Below are 20256 nucleotides of genomic sequence, written 5' to 3'. Positions count from 1 at the left end.
AGTTAAGAATTTCATTTAAATTGAACATAAAAAAAACGGTTTAGATCAATCTAAACCGTTTGTTTCTTCAATTTTTGCTTTGTAGCGTGATCCAGAATTGAACTGGAGACCTCCGGGTTATGAATCCGACGCTCTAACCAACTGAGCTACCACGCCTTTTTTGCGATTGCAAATATAGATATAATTATCTTATTTGAGCAAATAAATTTTACATTTATTTTTTAATTATTTAAATTTTTTTAAAATGGATAATTTATATATATTGTGCTTCTAAACAACGAATATGTCAGCAAAAGTTAAATTTGAAATAGAGTTCCCAATTCACGCCTCTCCTCATATGTTATATAATTATTTTGGAACCCCATCTGGACTATCAGAATGGTTTGCAGATAATGTAAATTCAAGAGGGGAAATATTTACTTTTATTTGGGATGGATCTGAAGAACAAGCAAAAGTTTTACAAGAAAGACCAGAAGAAAAAATAAAGTTTAAATGGCTTGAAGATGAAGATCCTAAATCCTATTTTGAATTTAGATTGGAAATTGATCCAATTACAAAAGATGTAGCATTAATTGTTACTGATTTTGCAGAAGAGGATGAAGTAGATGAAGCAAAAATGTTTTGGGAAAACCAAATTGATGAATTAAAGCATACAATTGGAGCTTAAGAAATTAATTTATATATTAATTAGACCTTGATATTTTCAAGGTCTTTTTTATGGAATTTTTTTTGTGATTAAAATAAGATTATGATAAATTTAAATGGTACAATTTTAAGTGATACTAAAAAAATATTTGACTCTAAAAATAGAGCATTCAAATACGGTGATGCTTTATTTGAAACGATTAAAGTAGAAAACAGAAAAGTTGTTTTTTTAGAGGATCATTATTTTCGATTAATGGCATCAATGAGAATGTTGAGAATGGATATTCCGATGAGTCTTACGTTAGAGTTTTTTGAAAAAGAAATATTAAAAACGGTAGAGTCAAATGAATTAATAGATGCACGTGTAAGGGTTGCTGTTTATAGAAAAGATGGAGGGTTTTATTTACCAATATCAAATAAGGTGAATTTTGTTGTTGAAGCCTCAGAACTAACAATTAATAGGAGGGAAGAATATAAAATTGATCTTTATAAAGATTATTATGTTTATTCAGGATTATTATCTACTGTTAAAACAACAAATCGAATTACAAATGTGTTAGCAAGTATTTTTGCAGAAGAAAATGAACTAGATAATTGTATTTTATTAAATGAGCGAAAATATATTGTAGAAGTTATAAATGGCAATATTTTTATAATTAAAGGTAATGTTATAAAAACACCGTCAATATCTGAAGGTTGTGTAAAAGGAATTGTTAGAAAGAAATTAATTGAAATTATAGAAAATGACAAGGTATATTCAATTGAAGAAACTCCTATTTCCTCTTTTGAACTTCAAAAAGCTGATGAAGTATTTATTACAAATGCAATTATAGGAATTCAGCCAGTTACATCTTATAGAAAAAGTAATTTTAAAACAGATATAACAAAAGAATTAATTGAAAAATTAACTAAATTAGTTTAGCGAAGGATTTTCAGGTGCATTTGCCCAAATTTGATATTCGCCTCCAAAGCCCATTAATTGATTTTTCCAAATATCATCACTTTTTATATTTAGTAAATTAGGATATTTATTTTTAACAATTTTCCATGTAGACTCATTTAATTCTTCATTTAATTGATCAAGAGACCAACCAGAATATCCTAAGAAAAAACGAATATCATCAAAATCTATAAGATTCTCATTTAATAATTTAGATAAAATTTTAAAATCTCCCCCCCAATAGAATTTACTATCAATAGGAATACTATCAGGTATTAAATCCGGAACTTTATGTATAAAGTATAAGTTTTCTTGTTCTACAGGGCCTCCATTATAAACTATAAATTCACAATTAATTTCAGGAATAAGGTCTTTTAAAACAAATTCTGTAGGTTTATTTAATATAAATCCAATACATCCATCATCATTATGTTCAGTTAAGTAGATTACAGATCTATTAAATTCTTTATCACTTAAAATAGAAGGTTCTGCAATTAATAAATTTCCTTTTGTTGGATTTTTCTCTATCATAAATTTTTAGTTAACTTTCTAAATGTAATAAAAATAAAGAATAAAAAAAAACTCTTCAAATTTTGAAGAGTTTAATTTATAATTTGTGTTTTCTAAAAAACTAGTTTACTGCATCACTAAATCCAGCACCTGCTTTAAATTTCACAACGTTTTTAGCTGCAATTTCAATAGATTTTCCAGTTTGTGGATTTCTACCTGTTCTTGCTGCTCTTTTTGAAATAGACCAAGTTCCCCATCCAACTAATGCAACTTTATCACCTTTTTTAAGTGTGTTTGTTACATTTTCTGTTAATGATTCTAATGCTGCTTTTGCTGCTGCTTTTGAGATGCCAGCATCAGCTGCCATAGCATCAATTAAATCTGATTTGTTCATAGTTTTAATTTTAAATTAATTGGTTAAACATAATTTTGCTTACAATAAGCTTAACAAAGTTATATGGAATAAGGGTTTATGCAAGTTTTTACCATTAAAATTGAACGTTTTGTTAATAAATGCTTGTAAATGTTAATAACATGTATGTTTTTATTGGTAAATATGTCGGAAGCCCTATAAAATGGGGCTATTTCATATGAGCATTTAATTGAAAACTAAAACCATTTAATAAATTTTTAGAATCCATTCTTCTTTTACCTGCTAATTGTAAACTTTCAATAATTATAAAACCATCACTGGTTGAAACTTTAATTTCATTTTTTGAAGTGACAATAGATCCTGGTTTTAAAGAGTGATTTTCAATTTCTGGTTTACAATTAAAAACTTTCACCTTTATGTTTTCATTATTATTAATTAAAGTGGTCCAAGCTGCTGGGTATGGATTAAGCCCTCTAATTAAATTGTAAATTTTTGTCGTTGCACTATTCCAATCTATTTTACAAGTTTCAGGATATATTTTTGGAGCAGGTTTTTCTTCAATTTCTGGTTGTTTAAATGTTTCAACGTTACCTTCTTTTATTTTTTTTACTGTTTCAACAACTAAATGACTCCCAACGGTCATTAATTTTTCATATAATTCACCTAAAATTTCATCTTTATTAATTGTAACTTCTTCTTGCTGAATAATATTACCAGTATCAATTTTTTCATCAATAAAAAACGTTGAAACTCCAGTTTTTTCTTCACCATTAATAATAGCCCAGTTTATTGGTGCCGCTCCTCTATAATTAGGAAGTAATGATGCATGTAAATTAAATGTGCCAAATTCTGGCATTTGCCAAACAATTTTTGGTAACATTCTAAAAGCTACCACAATTTGTAAATTGGCCTTTAAATCTTTTAATTGAGTTATAAAATCATCACTTTTTAAATTAGTTGGTTGTAAAATATTTAGATTGTTTTCTAAGGCGTATTTTTTTACAGCTGATTCATTTAATTTTCTTCCACGACCTGCAGGTTTGTCTGGCGCAGTAATTACACCAACTACATTAAATTTTGATTTTACAAGTTGGTCTAAAGTTGCTACCGCAAACTCTGGTGTTCCCATAAAAACAATTCTTAAATCTCTCATTAAATATTTAGTTTATATTTATTTTGCGAAGTTATTGTTATTTTATTTTTTTCTAATAGAATTTTTAGAGAAAATAATAGGTGTTTATCACTACAGTTTATTAATTCTAACAATTCATTTGAAGACATATTTTTTAGCGATAAATGTTCAATAATTTTATTTGATGTATTAGCTAATGATTCTGTTTTGTTATTTTTAGATTTACATACATCACATTGTCCACAAGGTATTTTACTTTCTTCATTAAAATAGGCGAGTAGTTCAGTATTTCTGCAAGTTGTTTTATTTTCAATAAATGAAATTACAGATTTTAATTTTTCAAATTTTAATTTGTTTTGTTTTTCAATATTTTTAGAAATACTATTTATGGTATAGTCATCTTCTCTAACCATTAAAAAACTTAATTTAGAATTTGAATTTCCATCTGAATAATTTAAAATTCCATCTTTCATTAAATCATTTAAAGTAAGCTTAAATTCATCTTTTGAGATTCCAAGTTTTTTTGATAATTTATATTCGTTAATATTTATATAGTGATCAAAAACACCACCATAACTTCTTAATATAAGTTTTATAAAATCTGTTTTTGAAGGATGTCTATCTAAGTAAGCAAATAATTGTTGGTTACTTATAGTAAATTTTAATGTAGATAGTTTTCTAAAATTTTCATCTAGCACAATAATACCTTCTCTTTCTAATACTTTAATTGCATTAAATGTTTGCAATAAATTTAATTTGTAACGTGAACAAAATTCATGTATAGAAAAATTGTAAGACTCTAATGTTTGTTCGCCATATGAAATACTATAAAATTGATTTAAGTTAAAATAAATCTGTTTAATATATTTTAAAGTTGGTGTATTAGATATAAATTTAGTTTTTGTGTTTTGTAAATCGTTATTGTTAGTTAAAATTAATGAATATGAATTCTCACCATCTCTACCAGCTCTTCCTGCTTCTTGAATATAATTTTCTAAACTATTTGGAGTGTTTAAATGAATAACAGCTCTTACGTTAGGCTTGTCAATACCCATTCCAAAGGCGTTTGTAGCTACCATAATAGGTTTTTCATCTGAAAACCAAGAATTATAAGCATCATTTTTTTCTTGAAAACTTAATCCACCATGGTAAAATGTACTTTTAAATTTATTCTGATTTAAAGCATTAGAAACGTCTTTTGTTTGTTTTCTATTATTAGTGTAAATAATAACGGGTTCTTTAATTCTTTTTAAAATTTGAACAAGTTTTTCGTAATAATTTTCAATATATAAAACATGATACGTTAAGTTTTTTCTATTGAATGATTTTTTAAAAATTTTAGCATCTTCAATATTTAAATTTTCAATTATATCTAAAAGAACTTTTTCAGTTGCTGTAGCTGTTAATGCTATAAATTTTACATTAGGTTGTAATTCTTTTAAAATAGGAAGTTTTAAATAAGCTGGTCTAAAATCATGTCCCCATTCAGAAATACAATGTGCTTCATCTATTGCTACAAATGAAACCTTTAGTTGTTTAATTTTTTCTTGAATTAGTTTTGATTGTAATTTTTCGGGAGAAAGGTATAAAAATTTATAGCCCCCAAATTGCAGATTGTCAAAGGCAATAATAATTTCTTCTTCATTTAATTGAGAAGTTAAAGCTATGGCCTTAATATTTTTTTTAAGTAGACTGTCAACTTGATCTTTAATTAAAGCGATTAAAGGAGAAATTACAATACATACACCATCTAAAACTAAAGCCGGAACTTGAAAACAAATAGATTTTCCACCACCAGTAGGTAATAAAACAACATTGTTATTACCGTCTAAAATAGAATTTATTATTTGTTCTTGTGGTTCTCTAAAATCACTAAAATTCCAGTATGTTTTTAATATTTCTAAAGGATTTATCAAGAGTTTATATAGTCTAAAATAAAATTAGTTCTTTTTTCTACAGTCCCAAAAGGAACTTCAATAATTGAGTAATTTAGCTCTTTATATGTACGTTTTAAGTGATTGTGAATAGCTAATGCTTGCTCAAAGTTTTCATAACGTTCATTATCGGAAATATAAATTTCTTCCCAAGGAGGCATTAAAAATATATAATTATAGCGGTATAAATTACTTTTAACAACGTAAGAGGAAGGATAATCAATGCTTATATAATTCATATAAGCATGTACATCTGGTATTCCTCTATCAAAAAATACTAATTCAGCATTTTTCTTTTCAGCCTCCATATATTGATTAATTCTACCTTCAAGTAATAATTCGCTAAATAATAATGGTTTCGTTAAAAAAAGTTGGTCAACTCCATTTTTTCGTGCGTTTAAAGTAACTTCCCTTGAAATTTCTGGCATGCAAGAGTATCCATCTTCATTAAGTTTATTAATTACAGTAGATTTTCCAGTTCCAGGACCTCCTGTTATCACAATTTTAGTTTGCATTAAACAAAAATAAGGTATTCACTAATTTATACTAAAAATATTAATGTAATTTTGTCAGTAAAATATTAACATTTTGCTTTGGTACTATAGTTGTATTGTTAAGATTAAAAGAATAATATGGATAATAGAACACAATTTTACAAGAAATTAAAGAAAAAATTAAAAAAAGATACAAGTTTTCCTGCAAAATATCTTTTTAAATTTATTGTTCCAACAAGTGAAGATAAAATTTTACAAATTGAAAACTTGTTTAATTTTACAGGTGCAGTAATAAATAAAACAGCTTCTAAAACAGGAAAGTACACAAGTGTATCAATTCATGTTGTAATGAAAAAAGCTGATGATATAATTTTAAAATACCAACAAGCCGAAAAAATAGAAGGAATTATTTCTTTGTGATTCCTTTAACAAGTAATATAAAAAATATAAAATAAATTGCACCGTTTTTAATTTACAAAAGTGTTTTTTAAGAAGTATTTATAGTTTTATGAAATTAAAATATTCATTCATTCTGTTATTGTTTTTAAGTTTTTCTAGTTTTTCTCAAAAAAAGCAAAAGGAATTATTTTCAATAAATGATAGTCCTGTTTACTCAAATGATTTTTTAAATAATTTTAAAAAAAATAGACATCAAGCTGTTGATTCTTTGGATGATATAGGTTCTTATTTAAAGTTATTTATTAACTACAAGTTAAAAATTAAAGAGGCTAAGGATATAAAGTTAGATACTTTTTCAAAGTATATTGAAGAGCTAAAAGATTATAAAGAAAGATTATCTGCACCATATTTAAGAGATAAAGAAGTTACAGATAAATTAGTGAAAGAAGCTTATGGTAGAATGCAAAATGAAGTTAGCGCTAGCCATATATTGGTGTTTTTAAAACCTCAATCTTCTCCAAAAGATACGTTATTGGCGTTTAATAAAATAATTAAAGCTAGAGATCTTATTATAGGAGGAAAGGCTTTTAATGAAGTTGCTAAAGAGTTTTCAGAAGATCCTTCGGCAAAACAAAATGGAGGTAATTTAGGTTATTTTACTGTTTTTCAAATGGTATATCCTTTTGAAAATGCAGCCTATTCCACTAAAGTAAATGATGTTTCTAAACCATTTAGAACAAAATTTGGTTATCATATTCTCCAAGTTAATGATGTTAGAAAGGCTAAAGGACAAGTGGAAGTAGCTCATATTATGGTGAATAATAAAAATGAGAATGCAAAAATTAAGATAGACTCTATTTACAATTTAATTATTAATAAAAATGAAAGTTTTGAAGAGTTAGCAAAGAAAACTTCTGATGATAGAGCAAGTGCAATTAATGGTGGTAAATTAGATAAATTTAGCTTTGGTCAAATGCTTGAAGATTTTGCAAATGTTGCCTTTAGTTTAAAAAATGAGAATGAATATTCTAAACCTTTTCAAACTCAATATGGATGGCATATTGTAAAATTATTAAAAAAATATCCGATTGATTCTTTTGTAAAAGAAAGAGCTAGTTTAACAAAAAAAGTAGAAAAAGATAACCGTTCAGAATTAATTGGAAAATCTGTAGTTAATAAATTAATAAATGAATATAAAATTGTAATAAATGATAATGCGCTTAAGCAATTTAACAGTAATGAATGGAAGAGTAATACTAAAAATTACACTAAAATTCTACTAACTGTTGAGTCTAAAGATTATTATCAAAAAGATTTTATAGGTTATTTAAAATCAAATAAATACAATGGGTTAATTGAAGCTTTCAATCAATTTAAAGAAGGATGTATAATTAATTATTATAAGGATAATTTAGAATTTACAAATTCTGAGTTTGCATCAACTTTTAAAGATTTTAAAGAGGGGTTATTACTTTTTGATTTGTTAGAAAAAAGAGTTTGGAATAAATCTAAAGATAGTGTTGGTATTTCAAATTATTTCATCAAATTTAAAGAACAAAAATATAAGGATAAAGAATTAAATAATATAAAAGGTACTGTTATTAATGATTATCAAAATTACCTTGAAAGATTATGGGTTGAAGAACTACATAAAAGGTATAAAGTAAAGATTAATAAATCAGAAAAAAGAAAAATATTAAAATTTAACAATAGCAAAATTTGAAACAATTTTATTTCTACATATTTCTAATTATAGGGTTACAATCATGTGATTATTTCACTATTAAAAATGATGAACGTGAGGCTGTTGCGAGAGTTAATGAAACTTATTTGTATAAGAAAGATTTGAAAACTATTTTAAATAATAATCTTTCTAAAAATGACAGTATATTAATAGTTAATAATTTTATTAATAATTGGATTAAACAGCAGTTATTATTGTCTAAAGCTCAGTTAAATTTAGGTGATAAATCTTCGCAGTATGAAGATTTAGTTAAAAAATATAGAGAGGACTTATTTATTAATTCATATAAAGAGGCTGTTGTTAAGCAGTATTTGGATACTTTAATAACAAATAAAGATATTGATGAGTTTTATGAAAAAAACACTCAAAATTTTAAACTTAATGAAGAATTAGTAAAGCTTAAATATATTAAACTAGGTAAGGATGCTTATGAGAAAAAAGAGCTTGTAAAATTATTTAAATCTTCAAAAAAACAAGATTTAGATAGTTTGCAAAAAATGAAATTATCTTTAAATTCTTTTCACTTAAATGATTCTATTTGGATTAAGTATAATGACATTCTAAATAAGATTCCAATTGTAAAAGAAATTGATAAAAAACTTCTATTAAAAAAAGATTATTTTATTCAAAAAGAAGACTCATTAAGCTTATATTTGGTCACCATAAAAGATGTGCTAAAAAGAAATAGTTTAGCTCCAAAAAGTTATATAACACCAACAATTAAACAAATGATTTTACACCAACGTAAATTATCATTATTAAGAAGTATTGAAGAAACAATAATTGATGACGCAAGAAAAAAACAACAAATTGAAACATATTAAAATGAAGAAAAATAGTGTATTTATAGCCTTATTATTAATTTTTTTAGGAGTGAATATGAACGCCCAGGAAAGAATTAAGGTTGATGGAGTAGCAGTGGTAGTAGGGAAAAACATAGTATTGGATTCTGACATTGACAAGTTTAAGAAGGAATTACAGCAAAGAATGGAAGGTAAGCTTGAAATTTCTGATTGTGAAATTCTTGAAGAAATTATGAATCAAAAATTATTAGCACATCATGCTGTTGTTGATAGTGTTGAAATTTCAGAAGCTGAAGTTAACTCAGAAGTTGATAGAAATATATCCTATTTTGCTCAACAATTAGGTTCACTAGATAAAGTTGTAGACTATTATGGTTTTACTGATGAGGAAGATTTAAGAAAAGAATTATACGGTATCCAAAAAGAGCAATTATTAATTAGAAGAGAACGAGCTAGTTTAACGGAAGATATTGATGTAACTCCAGAAGAAGTTAGAACCTACTTTAAAAATTTAGAAAAGAACGATAATTTACCCGAATTTAGTGCAGAAATTGAGTTGGCTCAAATAGTTAAATTATTAAAGCCTACTGAAGAAGAAACAACAAGGGTATATGATAAATTAAATGGTATTAAAAAGGATATTGAAGAAGGGTATAGCTTTAGATTAAAAGCCATAATTAATTCAGATGATCCTGCAGTATCTGGAAACGGACCTGGAGCTGGAGGGAAATACACTATAACTCGTGATGCTAATTTTATTAAAGAGTTTAAAGAGGTTGCGTTTAGTTTAGATGAAGGTGAAATTTCTGAACCATTTGAGTCTGGATTTGGAATTCATATAATTCAGGTTGAAAAAATAAAAGGTCAAGAAAGAGACGTACGTCATATTTTAATTCAACCAAAAATATCTGATGAAGAATTAAAAGCTTCTAAAGATGAGTTGGCTAAAATTAGAGAAGATATTTTAAAGGGAGATATTACTTTTGAAGATGCTGTTATAAAATATTCAGACGATGTTGAAACTAAAAATAATCAAGGTTTAATTTTAAACCCCCAAACAAATGATACCAAGTTTGATTTAACTCGTATGGATCCTAATTTATACAAAAGAGTTAGTAGTTTAAAGGCTGGTGAAATTACTGAACCTTTTTACGATGAAATTAGAGGTGAATCGAAAATGCATAAAATTATTTTACTAAAAAGTAAAACTGAAACGCATACTGCTAATTTTACTGAAGATTATGAAAAAATTCAACAGTTAACTTTGCAAAAAAGGCAAGAAGAAACAATTGAAAAATGGTCTAAGGATAAAATACAAGATACTTATATAAAAATAAATAAAGATCATAAAAAGTGTAGCTTCAAAAATAATTGGAAAAAGGAATAATTATGTCTGATGTAGATATCTTAAAGGAATTGGTAAAAAAACATGCGTTACTTAAAAAAGAAATCGCAAAAGTAATAATTGGGCAGAATGAAGCAATTGATCATATTTTACTTTCTGTTTTAAGTGGAGGGCATTCATTATTAATAGGAGTTCCTGGATTAGCAAAAACTTTAATTGTACAAACAATATCAGAAACTTTAGGATTAGATTTTAAAAGGATACAGTTTACGCCAGATTTAATGCCTTCAGACATTTTAGGAAGTGAAATCTTAGATGAAACAAGTCGTTTTAAGTTTTTAAAAGGCCCTATTTTTAGTAATATTGTACTAGCAGATGAAATAAACCGTACTCCACCTAAAACACAAGCTGCATTGCTAGAGGCAATGCAAGAGCGCACTGTTACTGTGGCTGGCCATCATCATAAACTTGCAAAACCATTTTTTGTTTTAGCAACTCAAAACCCTATAGAACAAGAAGGAACGTATCCGTTACCAGAAGCCCAATTGGATAGGTTTATGTTTTCAATTGAATTAAATTATCCGAGTTTTGAGGAAGAAGTTGAAGTTGTTAAAAGTACAACCAATGATGAAACACCAGTTTTAAATACTATTTTACAAGCTGAAGAAATTATAACATTTCAACATTTAATTAGACGAATTCCTGTGCCAGATAATGTTATTGAATATGCGGTAAAGTTAGTTTCTAAAACTAGACCAAATTCGGATTATTCACCAGAAATTGTAAATAATTTTATAGATTGGGGTGCAGGTCCTAGAGCTTCTCAAAATTTAATTTTAGGAGCTAAGGCAAATGCAGCGATTAATGGTAAGTACTCTCCAGATATTGAAGATGTACAAGCTGTAGCTTATTCAATTTTAAAACATAGAATAGTTAGGAATTACAAGGCAGAAGCCGAAGGTATTTCAGAAAAAGATATAATTGAATCGTTATTCTAATTCTTTACTTGGTAATTCGAAAAAACTAAACATATTTCCACCATACTTTTTTTGATAACTTAACCTAGTGTCATTTTCAAGAGAAGTATGCTTAGAATGCTCAATAATTAATATACCATCATCATTTAAGAGATTATTTTCAAAAACTAAATCAATAATTTTTTCAAATTTCTCGGTTTCAAACCCATAAGGCGGATCAGCAAAGATCACATCGTAAGTTGCTTTAGAGTTTTCTAAAAATTTGTAAACATCACTTTTAATAGTATTTATATCAGCTTCCAATTCTTTGGAAGTTTCATTAATAAAACGAATACAGCCATAGTGAGCATCTACGGCTACAATATTTGTAGTTCCTCTAGAAGCAAATTCATAACTAATGTTTCCGGTACCAGAAAATAAATCTAATACACTAAGATCATTTATATAATATAAATTATTTAAGATATTAAATAAGGCTTCTTTGGCCATATCAGTTGTTGGACGTACTGGTAATTTATTTGGTGCATGTATACGTTTAGATTTGTGCTTACCTGAAATAATTCTCATTAAAATTGATTTAATAGTGTATAGTGTGAATGCGGAGATATTCCTTCTAAATTATATTTTTTATTTGATGTATAAAATTTTATATTTCTAATATATTGAAACAAGATATTATATAATTCAGAATCTTTTTCAATATCACCCATTAAAATAAGTTGTAATTCTTCTGGATTCATAGCTAATTGCTCTGCAGTAAAAAGTATATAGTAAATAAAATCTTCCTTTGTGTTAAATGAAAAATAGTTGTAAAGCTTAAGTTTATGGTGTTTTAGTACAACAATTTCAAAATTTAAGTTGGAAACATTTACAAACATTAATTCTTCATCAATATTTTTATATCTATTTATAAGTGATTCTATTAAAACCGTTGAGGAATGCTTAAAGTTAAAAGAACCAAACTTGTCTAATAAAAAATTATTAATATTTACAAAAGGAATATAAACATTAGCTATTTCAGAGTTAGAAAGTTCATCAAAAGTAATATAATCGTTTTCAAGAACCTTAACAGTATATTTAAGATAATCAGCTAGTTTTTCTTTATTGAAAAAGGGTAGAGGAACTTGAGTTACAAGATTGTTTAAATGGATAACTTTTATATTTTCAAATTTATTTTGAAGTAGTTTATCTTCTGAAAATATTTTTTCAACTAATTCCAAATGTTTATAAGGAGTAGTAACATTACTTAATGCGTATTGCACAAAAGTATTAATTACATTTTCTGTTGAATTATAGATGCAAAAAGAAAATCCATCCAAACTAAGTTGGATGGATAATTGATTATCTTTTAGATTGTTAAAATCTAAATTATTATTTATCCTCTTTATCTGCTTTATCATAAAATGGAGGCCAGTTTCCGTCTTCGCTAACTTCACCTAAAGAACCAATTGTAATAGCTTCACCTCTAATTTCTTCACCACCAATAGCTTCTTTTTCTTGTTTAATTAAGTTGTAATCCATTCCTTTTAAAATTAAAGCTTTATCAACTTGAACTTCAAAAACAGGAGCTTTTAAACCTTGGATTTTTTCAATAACCCCAACTTCAATTTTAAATTTTTCATTTGTACCAGGAATAGACATCATGTCTTTATAATTTTTACCTGCAAATGATAGCTTAACATCTTCATGTCCAACTGTATCAACAACTCTTTCTTCAATTTCTTTAGTAATACCTCCACCAACATGAATTGTTTTAGGAACGTTTCTAGTTTGTGTAATTGCAAATTTAGCAGTGTCAATAAATTTAATAAGATTATCTCCATTAGCTGTGTAATTACCTGTTACTTTTTTATAAGCAACCTCGGCATCACGAATAATTTTTAAGTTTTCAATTACTTTAGCATAACGAACTTTTTTCTCTTTATTGAATTTAATAGGCTTTCTAATTTCAAAATTGATATTATACACTAGCAATGCTGCGAGACCAATTAATATTATTGAAACTATCCAATGTAATTTTCTTGGAATATAATTAACTATTGCAAAAGCTAATAAGCCTGTAACTAGGATACCCGCTAGGATAATCAAAATTGTTGTCATTTGTTTCTTCTTTTTAAATGTGTGTACGCAAATCTACAATTTTTTTTTAATGAGAAAAACTTTTCTGGCAAAATCAATTTGTATATTTGAAATTTATTTTAAAATGACAAAGACAGCAACAGAATTTTATAGCGAATTAATCAAAAAATTTCCTTTTGAACCAACTAATTCACAAGATTTATTATTGGAGAGTTTATCTAAATTTATTTTTAGTAATAATAAAGAATCTTTATTTTTATTAAAAGGGTATGCTGGTACGGGAAAAACGACAACAATTAGTACAGTTGTGAATAATTTATGGAAAGTTGGGAAAAAAGCTGTTTTGTTAGCTCCAACCGGTAGAGCTGCAAAGGTTATTTCAGGTTATTCAAAAAGACAGGCATTTACAATTCATAAAAAAATATATTTTCCGAAAAAAAATAAAGGAGGAGGAGTTGACTTCACTTTACAGACTAATAAGCACACAAACACTATTTTCTTTGTAGATGAGGCATCCATGATACCTGATAGTCCAAGTAATGCTAAACTCTTCGAAAAAGGCTCTCTATTGGACGATTTAATGTCTTATGTATATTCCGGAGCACATTGTAAAATTATTTTTATTGGAGACACTGCGCAATTACCACCTGTTAAATTAGATTTAAGCCCAGCTTTGGATGGAGATAAATTAGCATTGAATTATAATAAAGATGTTACAGAGCTGGAGCTGGATGAAGTTATGAGGCAGCACGCAAATTCTGGAATTTTAATTAACGCTACTGATTTACGCTTAAAAATAGGGAATAATGGCTATGAGACTTTTAAATTTGAACTGGGTTATCCTGATTTAATAAGATTAACAGATGGTTATGATATTGAAGATGCAATAAATTCAGCATATGATAATATTGGGGTTGAAGATACTGCCTTTATTGTTAGGTCTAATAAAAGAGCTAACCAATATAATCAGCAAATTAGGAGTAAAATTAGAGGCCAGGAAAATGAAATATCAACTGGAGATTTTGTAATGGTTGTAAAAAATAATTATTTTTGGTTGAAAGAATCTAGTGAAGCTGGTTTTATTGCTAATGGTGATATTTGTGAAATTCTTCAAATCTTCAGTATCAAAGATTTATATGGATTTAGATTTGCTGAAGTTCAGATTAGAATGATTGATTATCCTAATGAAAAACCTTTTGAAACTGTTTTGATACTGGATACTTTAACTTCAGAATCGCCATCTTTATCTTATGAAGAATCTAATAAACTATATCAAGAAGTAGGGAAGGATTTTGCTCACGAAAAATCAAAGTATAAACAATTATTAGCTATTAAAAAGAGTAAATATTTTAATGCATTACAAGTGAAGTTTTCATATGCTGTAACTTGTCATAAATCACAAGGTGGTCAATGGAAAACAGTTTTTATAGAACAACCTTATTTACCAGAAGGACAGAGTGTTGAGTATTTAAGATGGTTGTATACAGCGTTAACAAGAGCACAAGAAAAACTATATTTAATAGGGTTTAAGGATGATTTTTTTATTGAATAAATTTGTTGTTATAAGGTAATGAAAAGAAAAAAGTAGAACCTACATTTTGAACACTTTTAACCCAAATTTCACCTCCTAACATTTCTACAAAAGCTTTACTAATTGAAAGTCCTAAACCTGCGCCTTGTGTGGTATTTGTATCTTCAATATCAGCTTGAATAAAACGTTCAAAAATTGCATCTTGTCTATTACTAGCTATACCCATTCCTGAATCTTTAACATAAAAGACTATTGAACTATTATCATCTTTTACATCATAACCAAATTCTATTAAACCTTCTTCAGTATATTTTATTGAGTTTTTAATAAGATTAGTAAATATTGCGTAAAACTTTTCATAATCAGTATTAACTACAGCTAAATTATTAGGTAAAGGTTTGTAAATTATTAGTTTAAGGTTTTTATTTTCAGCTTCAACAGTAAAAAAATTAAAAAGATTATTAATTTGTTCATTTATATTAAAATCAGAATAAGAAGTGAGCATTAAACTTGCTTCAATTTTTGAAATATCAATAATATTATTAATTAAGTTAAGCATTCTATCTCCACTTTTTTCAATAATTTCTATATATTTTTCTCTTTTTTCACTAGTTAAGTGTGGTGTTTTTAATAATTCTGTAAATCCAAGAATACCACTCATAGGTGTTCGTATTTCGTGACTAATATTTGCTAGAAAGGCAGTTTTTAAACGTTCACTTTTTTCAGCTTCTTCTTTAGCGTTTATTAAGTTTTGTTCAGTTAATTTTAACTGTGTTATATCAAATGCAGATATAATTATTGCATCTAATCCCTTCCAATTAATAAGATCTATATTAACATTTATCCAGCTTTCAGTCTTATCTTTCTTTAAAATTTTAAGTTCAGAATTAAGAGTTTTATTCTCTTTTAAATAACTTGTATTTAGTTTATTACAGAATGTTTTAAAGTCTGGGTGAATTAGTTTATAAATTTTTAAATCAACTAATTCCCTAAAATTATAACCGGTAAATTGTTCTGCTGAATTATTAGCATATATAATACTATTATTGTGGTATATAAGTATACTTGCTGCTGTTGTGTTTAATAATGTACGCAAGCATTTTTCATTTTCTATCAATGATTTTTCAGCTATTTCACGTTGTTTTTTTTCGTGTGCTTGCGATAATTTTATACCTAAATGATTTATAATAGGCTTCAACTCATTTGCTAAATTAATATTAAACGGCTTTTTTCTGCCTAATATTAAAATTCCATAATTTGTTAAATTGTAAGCGTAATAAATTGTATTTTCTAATTTAAACTCTGAACATGGTTCATGGGCAGATTGCGGTATGCTTATAAAATATGCTTTAACCTGTTCCCAATCTTTTGATTTTTTATAAACGTATGGAATAAGTAAAGTTTCTTCATATAGCAGATTATTATATTTTAAAACTCCGGCAGAAAAACAATTTAATTTCCTAAGGTATAGAGGAATACTTTTTTTTAATATTGTGAGCTCATTGCTATCATTGTAGGAACTAAAAACAAGTTCTAACAACATTTCTGTTTGTAAGTTATATTTTACCATATACCAATTACAATAGTTTTATTGAAAATTTCTAAAACTGACTCTCCTGAATTGGCAATTTCTCCAATACTTAAGATTCCTATGGTTGCTGATTTTTGTTCTACAGCTGCAAGTTCCATATCAAAATTATCATCCATATAAAGGGCTCTAGAAATACAATCTAAACAAAAAGTAGTTTTTATTTCAGTTTTTTTACTATTTGAAAAAGCTTGTTCCGTAGCGGTTTTTGCACTTTCTATTAGTGATTCTTTATTGCCATTTAATATTTCAATATATTCACCTTCGTGAATTTTATCGATTAAATGAATACTGTCATTAATAGTTTTAAAAGGGTCTCTAACAACTTTTTCTGCATCAATTTTTGAAATTCCTAAAGGATAAGATTTTGCAATTTCAAAAAAGTTATCTTCATTAAAGGTTTTTTTTGAATGTGGCTCAACCACTTCTTTATATGCTTCAAAAGCAGGTTTCCAATTAATACTAACTATTTTATTTTTTATTGTTTTTGTAACTTTTAATGGAGATGAAATAGATTCCCAACCATGTGCAGCACCAATAGCTATTTTCTCATTGGCCCAGCCAATTACGGCAGCATTTTCATATAAACCATCATTATTTAAAATACAAGGGAATGAATTAAAATTTAAAGAGCCAGCACCACCACCAATATATATAAGATTTACTCCAAAAAAATTGAACAATGTTTCAGTTAAAACTGTTTTATTTTTGCTTAAGGCATCATAAAAAACAAATAGAGAGCTTAATGGGTTTATAGAGTTTTTTTGAATAGTTTCTAATTGTTCAAAAACAGTTTCGCTAGAGTCAGATAATTTAATAATTTGAGTATTTAATTCAAACTGTAAAGGAATTAATAAAATACCCGTTTTTTTTCTTTTTCCGTTAAAAATTAATTCAGGAAAAACACCCCCAATAATAGGTTTTATAGTGTTTTTAAGTATTGGAGTAAGATCTTTTTCATTATATTGATGGGCGTCAGCCATAAAAAATAAAATGGATTTTACAGTTTTGTCATTTTCCAAATTAATTAAATGACTTTTTAAAGAGGTAATGTTACCTGGGGGTAAATATATCTGATTCATGATAACGTAACATTTTTAATTTATAGCGTGAAATATTGCAAGAAATTATGCAATTGAATAACTAATTTACAATTTTAAATTAAAAAAGCATTTTTTTTAACTCTATTTTGTAAACTAGATTAACAATTATAAAAAAAATAAAGTAAGAACAATCCTATTTAAACATATCCATACCAGGAATATTAGGCATTCCATCTTTTGCCGCTACAGCCAATTCATGTTCATTAACCTCATTTGCTTTAGAAAGAGCTTTGTTAAGAGCAATTATTAAATAATCTTCAATCTCTTCATTGTTAGAAAGTTCATTAGATATTGAAATATTTTTGATACTTCTATTTGCCGTTACTGTTACTTTTACTTTGCCATTACCAGCCTCACCATCAATTAAAACGGTATTTAATCTAGTTTTTGTTTCTTCAATTTTTTGTTGAGCTTCTTTAAGCTTTCCCATCATTCCTGTTAAGTCTCCAAACATTTTTATCTATTTTAACATGTTGCAATTGCAAATATAGTATTTTTGCCAATTGAAAATAATATAGAATGTCAGAGATAAAAATAGATAAACCAATTGCCAAGAAAATTAAAAAGGAATTAGATATTCATGGAGATGTTAGAATTGATAATTATTATTGGCTAAATGAAAAAGAAAATCCAGAAGTTATTGATTATTTAAATGCTGAAAATGAGTACTATAATAAAATAACAGGACATACAAATCAATTTCAGGAAGATTTATTTGAAGAGATTAAATCTAGAATTAAAGAGGATGATGAGTCTGTTCCATATAAAAAGAATGGTTATTTTTATATAACTCGTTATGAATTAGGAAATCAGTATCCTATTTATACAAGAAAAAAGAAATCTTTAAAAGCAGAAGAAGAAATATTGTTTAATGTTAATGAAATGGCTAAAGGTTATAGTTATTATAATTTAGCGGGGCTTTCAATTAGTTTAAATAATAAATATGTGGCTTATGGAGTTGATACTGTTAGTAGAAGGCAATATACTTTACAATTTAAAAATTTAGAAACAGGTGAATTGTTTCCTGAAAAAATTGAAAATACAACAGGAGGAGCTACTTGGTCCCCAGATAATAAAACAGTTTTTTACACTCAAAAGAACCCAACTACATTGCGTAGTGAAAAAATATTTAGACATATATTAGGTACAGATCCATCAGAGGATGTTGAAGTTTATCATGAAAATGAAGAATCATTTAATACTCATGTTTACCGCACCAAATCAGATAAATATATTGTTATAGGTTCTTACAGCACGGTTTCAACAGAGTACAGATTTTTAGACGCAGATAAACCTTTAGGAGATTTTAAAATTTTTCAACCAAGAGAAAGAGACTTAGAATACAGTATTGCTCATTATAATGGTTATTTTTATATTTTAACAAATAAGGATAATGCTACTAATTTCAAATTAATGAAAACTTCTAGTAGTGAAACATTAAAAGAAAATTGGGTTGATGTAATTCCTCATAGAGAAGATGTATTATTAGAAGATATTTCTATTTTTAAAGATTTTTTAATAGTTGAAGAAAGAAATAATGGACTGAATAAAATTAGAATAATTAAATGGGATAAATCTGAAGATTATTACCTTCCATTTGAAGAAGAAACATATTCTGCTGGAGTATATTTTAATCCGGAATTTGATACAAATGTAATTCGTTACGGATATAATTCTATGACTACTCCAAGTTCAGTAATCGATTTTAACGTGGATGATAAATCCAAAGAAATAAAAAAAGAGCAGCAAGTTTTAGGTGGTAAATTTAATAAGGAAAACTATAAAAGTAAGCGATTATGGGCAACAGCGCGTGATGGTGTTAAAATTCCTATTTCATTAGTTTGCAAAAAAACAACAGTGATTTCTAAAAATACTCCGTTATTATTATATGGCTATGGATCTTATGGACATACATTAGATGCGGGATTTAGTTCTTCTAGATTAAGTTTATTAGATAGAGGTTTTGTTTTTGCAATTGCTCATGTAAGAGGGAGTGAATATTTAGGTAGAAATTGGTACGAAAATGGAAAATTATTAAATAAATTAAATACTTTTTATGATTTTATTGATTGTTCTAAATTCTTAATAGAGCATAAATACACTTCAAATAAACATCTTTATGCAAGCGGTGGTTCGGCAGGAGGTTTGTTAATGGGAGCCATAATTAATATGAATCCAGAATTGTATAATGGGATTTTAGCTTCTGTACCTTTTGTAGATGTTGTAACTACAATGTTAGATGATACAATTCCTTTAACAACTGGTGAGTACGATGAATGGGGAAATCCAAATGAAAAAGAATATTATAATTATATGAAATCTTATTCACCTTATGATAATGTTAAAGAACAAGATTATCCTAACATGTTAGTAACAACTGGTCTTCATGATTCACAAGTACAATATTTTGAACCAGCTAAATGGGTAGCAAAATTGCGAGAATTAAAAACAGATAAAAATATATTAGTGATGCATACAGATATGGAAGCTGGCCATGGCGGGGCTTCAGGAAGATTTGACTCGCTAAAAGAGGTTGCAAGAGATTATAGTTTTATACTAGATTTAGAAGGTATAAAGTCTATTTAAAAAAAAATATTAAATTTGCATGTTAGATAATTAATAATAGTTCAAAATATTTTATTTTGATTTTTTGAATTAA

20 protein-coding genes and 1 tRNA gene are annotated in these 20256 nt (G+C 26.8%); 9 read left to right on the top strand and 12 right to left on the bottom strand.

What is annotated here, in order from left to right; all coding sequences use genetic code 11:
- Positions 1–82: 82 nt before the first annotated feature.
- Positions 83–156, bottom strand: a tRNA-Met gene (locus DAD81_RS09030).
- Between the two features lie 127 nt (positions 157–283).
- Between DAD81_RS09030 and DAD81_RS09025 the strand changes: the two genes are divergently transcribed.
- Positions 284–667, top strand: a complete 384-nt coding sequence (locus tag DAD81_RS09025) for an START-like domain-containing protein (protein WP_111707920.1) — start codon at positions 284–286, stop codon at positions 665–667.
- 81 nt (positions 668–748) lie between these two features.
- Complete coding sequence (locus tag DAD81_RS09020; protein ID WP_111707919.1) at positions 749–1567, top strand: aminotransferase class IV; 819 nt, start codon at positions 749–751, stop codon at positions 1565–1567.
- Here DAD81_RS09020 and DAD81_RS09015 read toward each other — a convergent pair.
- The 5 genes from DAD81_RS09015 to DAD81_RS08995 form a co-directional block, all read right to left on the bottom strand.
- Positions 1559–2116, bottom strand: a complete 558-nt coding sequence (locus tag DAD81_RS09015; protein WP_111707918.1) for a YqgE/AlgH family protein — start codon at positions 2114–2116, stop codon at positions 1559–1561. The two genes, DAD81_RS09020 and DAD81_RS09015, sit on opposite strands and share 9 nt — an antisense overlap.
- Positions 2117–2216: 100 nt before the next feature.
- Entirely contained in the window at positions 2217–2489 is a 273-nt protein-coding gene (locus tag DAD81_RS09010; RefSeq protein WP_111707917.1) for an HU family DNA-binding protein, read from the bottom strand.
- 187 nt (positions 2490–2676) lie between these two features.
- Entirely contained in the window at positions 2677–3621 is a 945-nt protein-coding gene (fmt, locus tag DAD81_RS09005; protein WP_179950042.1) for a methionyl-tRNA formyltransferase, read from the bottom strand.
- Complete coding sequence (locus DAD81_RS09000) at positions 3621–5516, bottom strand: RecQ family ATP-dependent DNA helicase (protein ID WP_111707916.1); 1896 nt, start codon at positions 5514–5516, stop codon at positions 3621–3623. The genes fmt and DAD81_RS09000 overlap by 1 nt, the downstream gene beginning before the upstream one ends.
- Positions 5513–6049 (bottom strand): AAA family ATPase, encoded by a 537-nt coding sequence (locus DAD81_RS08995; RefSeq protein WP_111707915.1) that lies wholly within the window; start codon positions 6047–6049, stop codon positions 5513–5515. The genes DAD81_RS09000 and DAD81_RS08995 overlap by 4 nt, the downstream gene beginning before the upstream one ends.
- A gap of 117 nt (positions 6050–6166) precedes the next feature.
- Between DAD81_RS08995 and DAD81_RS08990 the strand changes: the two genes are divergently transcribed.
- From DAD81_RS08990 to DAD81_RS08970, 5 genes are all read left to right on the top strand, one after another.
- Positions 6167–6448 (top strand): DUF493 family protein, encoded by a 282-nt coding sequence (locus tag DAD81_RS08990; RefSeq protein WP_111707914.1) that lies wholly within the window; start codon positions 6167–6169, stop codon positions 6446–6448.
- Between the two features lie 88 nt (positions 6449–6536).
- Positions 6537–8150: a peptidylprolyl isomerase gene (locus DAD81_RS08985; RefSeq protein WP_111707913.1), complete on the top strand. Its 1614-nt coding sequence runs from the start codon at positions 6537–6539 to the stop codon at positions 8148–8150.
- Entirely contained in the window at positions 8147–8995 is an 849-nt protein-coding gene (locus DAD81_RS08980; RefSeq protein WP_111707912.1) for a peptidyl-prolyl cis-trans isomerase, read from the top strand. Before DAD81_RS08985 ends, DAD81_RS08980 begins: the two co-directional genes overlap by 4 nt.
- Before the next feature lies 1 nt (position 8996).
- Positions 8997–10361: a peptidylprolyl isomerase gene (locus DAD81_RS08975; RefSeq protein WP_111707943.1), complete on the top strand. Its 1365-nt coding sequence runs from the start codon at positions 8997–8999 to the stop codon at positions 10359–10361.
- Between the two features lie 2 nt (positions 10362–10363).
- On the top strand, positions 10364–11317 hold the full coding sequence (locus DAD81_RS08970) for an AAA family ATPase (protein WP_111707942.1): 954 nt from the start codon (positions 10364–10366) through the stop codon (positions 11315–11317).
- On the opposite strand, the gene rsmD is transcribed toward DAD81_RS08970, so the two are convergent.
- From rsmD to DAD81_RS08955, 3 genes are read right to left on the bottom strand one after another with little or no spacing between them, the layout of a single operon-like run.
- Positions 11309–11863, bottom strand: a complete 555-nt coding sequence (gene rsmD / locus DAD81_RS08965) for a 16S rRNA (guanine(966)-N(2))-methyltransferase RsmD (protein ID WP_111707911.1) — start codon at positions 11861–11863, stop codon at positions 11309–11311. The genes DAD81_RS08970 and rsmD overlap by 9 nt on opposite strands.
- Positions 11863–12696 (bottom strand): DUF3822 family protein, encoded by an 834-nt coding sequence (locus tag DAD81_RS08960; protein ID WP_111707910.1) that lies wholly within the window; start codon positions 12694–12696, stop codon positions 11863–11865. The genes rsmD and DAD81_RS08960 overlap by 1 nt, the downstream gene beginning before the upstream one ends.
- A complete protein-coding gene (locus tag DAD81_RS08955) occupies positions 12668–13396 on the bottom strand; it encodes a hypothetical protein (protein ID WP_111707909.1) in 729 nt (242 codons plus the stop codon). Before DAD81_RS08955 ends, DAD81_RS08960 begins: the two co-directional genes overlap by 29 nt.
- A 103-nt stretch (positions 13397–13499) precedes the next feature.
- Here DAD81_RS08955 and DAD81_RS08950 point away from each other — a divergent pair, with 103 nt between their 5' ends.
- The gene (locus DAD81_RS08950; RefSeq protein ID WP_111707941.1) at positions 13500–14927 is read left to right on the top strand and encodes an ATP-dependent DNA helicase; all 1428 of its coding nucleotides are present in this window, start codon (positions 13500–13502) and stop codon (positions 14925–14927) included.
- Here the strand turns inward: DAD81_RS08950 and DAD81_RS08945 are convergent.
- From DAD81_RS08945 to DAD81_RS08935, 3 genes are all read right to left on the bottom strand, one after another.
- Positions 14917–16476 (bottom strand): PAS domain-containing sensor histidine kinase, encoded by a 1560-nt coding sequence (locus DAD81_RS08945; RefSeq protein ID WP_111707908.1) that lies wholly within the window; start codon positions 16474–16476, stop codon positions 14917–14919. The two genes, DAD81_RS08950 and DAD81_RS08945, sit on opposite strands and share 11 nt — an antisense overlap.
- Positions 16470–17576 carry an FIST signal transduction protein gene (locus tag DAD81_RS08940; protein WP_111707907.1) on the bottom strand — a complete coding sequence of 369 codons (1107 nt, stop codon included), beginning with the start codon at positions 17574–17576 and terminating at the stop codon, positions 16470–16472. Before DAD81_RS08940 ends, DAD81_RS08945 begins: the two co-directional genes overlap by 7 nt.
- Before the next feature lie 154 nt (positions 17577–17730).
- Positions 17731–18051: a YbaB/EbfC family nucleoid-associated protein gene (locus DAD81_RS08935; RefSeq protein ID WP_111707906.1), complete on the bottom strand. Its 321-nt coding sequence runs from the start codon at positions 18049–18051 to the stop codon at positions 17731–17733.
- A 65-nt stretch (positions 18052–18116) separates the two neighbouring features.
- Between DAD81_RS08935 and DAD81_RS08930 the strand changes: the two genes are divergently transcribed.
- Positions 18117–20183: a S9 family peptidase gene (locus DAD81_RS08930; protein ID WP_111707905.1), complete on the top strand. Its 2067-nt coding sequence runs from the start codon at positions 18117–18119 to the stop codon at positions 20181–20183.
- Positions 20184–20256 lie beyond the last annotated feature (73 nt).

This window comes from Lutibacter citreus (assembly GCF_003260195.1).
GTDB lineage: Bacteria > Bacteroidota > Bacteroidia > Flavobacteriales > Flavobacteriaceae > Lutibacter > Lutibacter citreus.
This window is presented reverse-complemented; position numbering and strand designations above follow the sequence as displayed.